Origin of the sequence: Phormidium sp. CCY1219, from assembly GCF_035615515.1 — a bacterium.
GTDB lineage: Bacteria > Cyanobacteriota > Cyanobacteriia > Cyanobacteriales > Laspinemataceae > CCY1219.
Window position 1 is genome coordinate 1 of the sequence record NZ_JAJENT010000410.1, and the last position, 4839, is coordinate 4839.

A 4839-nucleotide genomic window follows, 5' to 3' on the forward strand; every position below is an offset into this window, starting at 1 on the left:
AACCGAAGAGTCCCAACCTTGAGGTGCATCTTTGAGGTAAAAAATGCTCTACCTCACCAATATGAGAATCGCTATATCGCGCCTTTGACAAGTACCTCATTCCCTCCATCTCCGTGGCAATTTTGGGAGACGAACGACCCTCCTGGCGTCCCAACTGGTTTGGATATGAGCTGGGGGGTTATCGGTTAATTCGATTTTCCCATCGTCAAACTACTGGACTATGAAGACAAATGGGAGGAACTCGAAGCCAGTACAAATCCCTTTGCTATCATGGTGATGGCGCATCTGAAAACCAAAGCCACGACCCAAAATTTACCCGAACGGAAACAGTGGAAGTGGATCGTGGTGCGTGAGTTGGTATCCAAAGGCTATAGTAGAGATGAGGTGGTGAATCTGTTCCGGTTTATCGACCGGATGATGACACTACCCCAAGAACTACAACGGGAATTTAAAACGGAGTTACGTCGCTCTCGGGAGGACAGAAATATGCCGTTTATCAGTCGCGTTGAAGAAATGGCGCAGGAAGAGGTAACTAACCGCACTCTGCGGGAAAGCACGATTGTCATCCTGGAAACTCGCTTTAATTCAGTGCCCCCAGAGGTGGTGGATGCCTTGAATACTATTGAGGAACCGGATACTCTGCGGGATTTGCATCGACAAGCGATCGCCATTCCATCAGTTGCCGAATTTCAGCAACTCATCAACGGGGTGCTGTAGGGTCAGATTCATTAAAAATCTGTCTTTCTCAGACAATATCCGGCATGGAAGCGGGGGCGAAACCCACCCACTCCATGCCGATTTTTTCTGGTTTTGAGCGGACATTATAGGATTTTTGTCTCCGGTGTAGATGATGTTTGTCGCCACTCGCCGATCGCAGTTATTCTCCCTCCAGGGGAACCTCACTGGGGGGAATTCTGCGCCGAGGCGGAGAGATTATCGCCAGTGGATCGCCAATGGTGGTTACTTTCCAGGGTTCGGATTCTAATTGACGCGCCGCCATCAAAAACGGTGTGGTTCTTTGCAGGCGTCTTAACATGATGCGGGGGGGAATGAAGGCGGAAAGATAGGGTTCGTGAACGCTTCCCACATACAGATAAGCGCCGCTTGACAACCATCGCCCGCCCACCGTGTCGCGATCGCCTGGTGTCGTAGCAGACCAACTGTGCAAAAAATGCATCATTGCCGGATATTTCAGTGGCGGAATATCCTCCACGGAGGCATTCCCTTTTCCCACCGCAAACCCATCTTTCATCCCTTTAGAATTCACCCAGATTATATCGTAGTTTAATCCGGGATTTTTAAACTTGCGCCAGCGGTCTAAACTGGCTTCGGCTCCCTGCACCACCGTGGCGGTAATTCCCATCTTTTTCAACCGGGCTTTGGCAGAATTCATTTCATATTCGCTCCAGGGTTCTTCGGACGGATAACTATCATAAAGTAATGCGGTTTCTGGTGTTAAAAAAATCGCCGACATGGCTTGATATAACGCTCGTTCTGTATTTCCATAAATCCAGCCAACCACCGCCCAGCGATCGCCGCTTTCATGTCTGCCCAAGCCATCGGTAACGGCTAAATCTACCCTTTCGTTTGTGGGAGATTGATATTTTACGGCTAATTCCCGCACGACGGTGACCGTATCCACCGCATCCCCCAACCCGCTGTAAGCATATCCCGTTGCGCGAACTTTTCGTTTTATTTCAGCTTTTAACCCTTGCCAAATCTGCGGGTTTATACTATCATTAACTTGACCGAAGTTTCCCGGCAAAAAGACTAAGGGTTGACCCCGATCGCTGGCTAAGGCTACCGCCGCCGGCCATGCGGGGTCCGTGACGGCGGTAATCACTACTCCGGGAGGTTCCCACCCCAGGGTTTCCCATTGTTGTTTTAACGAGTCCTTATCCCTAGCATTCCACGCCGATGCTACTGCATTTTGCATCGCCTGACGCAGGGCTTCATCGGTGGGTAAGGCGGTGTTGACGGCGGGCAACCGAATCACTTCCTGGGGTTGAAAGCGATCGCGAAACATCGGCGCATACCGCTCATCTTCGATTAAAATTGGCCAGCGACCCTCCAGGTTCCATTGGCGAATGGCAAAGAGAAAGGTGGCTTTGTCGGGAACTAAGACCAGGCGATTTACCGTGGGAATGCGATCGCGCAATTTGGCTATTTTTAATCCGCTTTGTACCGGCCAAGGTTCGGTTTTCGCAGATTCGGATAAGGCAAAGGGTTTTCCTCGGCTTTGTTGCGCGATCCACCACCCCGCCGGAAGGGCTACGATTAATACCAAACATAACCACTCTAACCACCACCGCTTTCCTCTCATTTCCGCCCCACTTGTGTTTCGTTGTTTCTTCAATTGTTATTGGTTTCGGGAAGAAAAGGGTCTGGTTTGCTACGCAACAACCCGGACGCAACACTCTCGCACTGCATCCCTCTCCACCCCCGGATTCTCCTGGCAAATCTGCATATTTACTAACACATAAATTTCCCAATGTCAACGGTTTTATAAAAATTAATGCCTGAGTTTTTGGCTGCCCCAAAACTTTGCACTTTTGCCACAATTTTTTCCGGTTCGCTTTGGGGATGACCTTGGCTTTCATTCCCCCCGTTTGCAATATCGTCGCACAGGCAAGGCTGGTGAAAATTTGCAGCCGAACGCCGGGTATAGACTTAGGCAAAATAGGCGGATAGATTGGGGTAAGTTTCCCTATTCTCTGCCTTAGTTTTGTTGGCAATTGCCAGGATTTGGCGTTTTGGCGTTCCATTTGTTTCCGGAAATAAAAGCTGGGTGAAAGGGTTAGCTTTTCTCGTTTTTGTGGCGCAATATTCCATGATTTTGATGGTTTTTTGTGACGAGGATAAAGGCAACTTTTTAAATATTTAGTGGGAGAATGTACAGGGTTTTTGCGGTTATTTGTGGGAGAATGGGTAAGGGAAATTTCGTCGGGGTAAAGGAAATGATAAGGGCGGCGATCGCCACGCAATCGAGTTTTTACTTTGGCCGAACAAACTGCTGGGTTTGGCGATACTTTTGCTGCAATTCCACTGCGACTAATCGCCGATTCCACATCGTGCAATAATCCGGCGTAGACTAACATTGCTTGCGGCAATTCCCGCACCACTGCCGTCAAATTGTCTAAAAAAACCTGCAACTGTAGGGCAAAATTCGATTCAGTTTCCGGTAAAGCGATCGCCTGTTCCACATAGGAGAGAAAATCATCGATTAAAATGAGAGTGGGTTGAGGGGATAACAACTTTTTCAGGGTTTCCTGACTGGGGGCAACCCACTCATCGGCTGCGGTTGCCATTAAAGCATAACCAGATTCGCCGCTCAATTGCCATCCGAGAAGACCCCAAGGGGTCAAAATAGGGCAGTGATTTTCCACTGCAATTCCCTGGCGGATATTCATATCGCCACTGAAGGCAGCAACGCGAACGGTTTCCGGGAATCCGAAGCGATCGAGTTGCGGAATTGGCTGCAAGTCTCGATCGTGTTTCGCCCAATGATATAAACTCAATAATGTATGGGTTTTGCCACTGGCAAGGGGGCTGTGCAGTTCGACGATTCTATCGTCAATTTGGCCTTGCAATCCGCGAGAAACCTCGTGAAAAAGGTCGGAAAGTTCGCGGTTAAAATAAGTAGTGGCAAAAAAGGAACGGGGATGGTGGTCAATCTCCCGACCTTGGGAATCCGGGTGGATAACGCCACTCAAACTGAGACTCTGTGGGGGATTGGGGATGCGATCGCCGCGCCAGCGTGCAGGAAAGGAAATCCCAGGGGATGGCTGGATGGAAACAGAGATGCTATTCATGGTTCGAGAAATAAACGCTATATTGATTGAGGGTCAGATGTCTTAGGGCAATCGTAACATACCCCTGACCCGGAACTTCTCGGTTGTTAGATTGATTTTCACCACTAGCACGTAAGATGAACCAGCGAAATCGCCCTCAACCTAATGATGTCGTTCTCGGCGGGGAAAACCTGCCCCAGACTGCTGCGGTATTGGGAGGCATCGAAGGAGTTAAAAATCGGTTAGCTTCGGACAATGTTGCGGTTAGAATTGCCGCGACGCGAGAAGCGAATCATTACGGTGAAGCGGGATGGTCGCTTTTACTTTCTGCGTTAAAAGACCTGCATCCAGAGGTTTATAAAGCGGCATATTTACTGCTCGAGGATAGACCGGAACCGGAAGTGAAACGGGAATTGCTGCGGTTTAATCCGTATGAAATGTTGGAATGCATCCAGACAATTGAGGGGCATAGTGGATTGGTTTTAGGAGTGGCCATTCATCCGAATGGGAAACTATTTGCCACCAGTGGTAGTGCGGATAAATCGATTAAATTGTGGAATCTGGATTGCGGTGATTGTCTGAGGAGTTGGCGCGGGCATAAGGATTGGGTGAATGGGGTGGCGTTTCGTCCGGATGGGGGGTATTTGGGGAGTTGCAGTCGGGATTTTACGGTGAAACTCTGGGATGTGGAAAAGGGCGATCGCCTGCCCTTGGTTCGCCATACGTTAATCGGACATACGGGGGTGGTGCATCAAATTGCATTTACGCCCAACGGACGCAGTATAATCAGTGCCAGTGCGGATTGTACGATAAAAGTGTGGCAGATCGTGCCGGTGAAAGAGGGGGAAGTGGCAACGCTCAAATGTATTCTCACGGGTCACACCAGTCAAGTGGAAGGGGTGGCGATGAGTTGTGATGGGAAGACCGTTGCCAGTGCGAGTTGGGATCGAACGATTAAAATTTGGGATATTATTGATACTCCCTACGGATAAATCCGAGGGATTCTTAAAGAGTCCAAAGTCGGACTTTTAAAGGCGCTTTTCCCCAC

At 49.3% G+C, this 4839-nt stretch carries 6 protein-coding genes; 4 read left to right on the forward strand and 2 right to left on the reverse strand.

Annotation, left to right across the window (positions count from 1 at the left end):
* Positions 1-270: 270 nt before the first annotated feature.
* Positions 271-717 (forward strand): hypothetical protein, encoded by a 447-nt coding sequence (locus LKK83_RS09105; RefSeq protein ID WP_324630764.1) that lies wholly within the window; start codon positions 271-273, stop codon positions 715-717.
* Positions 718-877: 160 nt separating this feature from the next.
* On the opposite strand, the gene LKK83_RS09110 is transcribed toward LKK83_RS09105, so the two are convergent.
* Positions 878-2158 (reverse strand): hypothetical protein, encoded by a 1281-nt coding sequence (locus LKK83_RS09110; protein ID WP_324630765.1) that lies wholly within the window; start codon positions 2156-2158, stop codon positions 878-880.
* A complete protein-coding gene (locus LKK83_RS09115) occupies positions 2040-3410 on the reverse strand; it encodes a DUF499 domain-containing protein (RefSeq protein WP_324630767.1) in 1371 nt (456 codons plus the stop codon). The genes LKK83_RS09110 and LKK83_RS09115 overlap by 119 nt, the downstream gene beginning before the upstream one ends.
* Here LKK83_RS09115 and LKK83_RS09120 point away from each other — a divergent pair.
* From LKK83_RS09120 to LKK83_RS09130, 3 genes are all read left to right on the forward strand, one after another.
* The gene (locus tag LKK83_RS09120) at positions 3375-3512 is read left to right on the forward strand and encodes a hypothetical protein (protein WP_324630768.1); all 138 of its coding nucleotides are present in this window, start codon (positions 3375-3377) and stop codon (positions 3510-3512) included. The genes LKK83_RS09115 and LKK83_RS09120 overlap by 36 nt on opposite strands.
* Positions 3513-3662: 150 nt before the next feature.
* Positions 3663-3842 (forward strand): hypothetical protein, encoded by a 180-nt coding sequence (locus LKK83_RS09125; protein ID WP_324630769.1) that lies wholly within the window; start codon positions 3663-3665, stop codon positions 3840-3842.
* Between the two features lie 86 nt (positions 3843-3928).
* Positions 3929-4783, forward strand: a complete 855-nt coding sequence (locus tag LKK83_RS09130) for a WD40 repeat domain-containing protein (protein ID WP_324630766.1) — start codon at positions 3929-3931, stop codon at positions 4781-4783.
* Positions 4784-4839 lie beyond the last annotated feature (56 nt).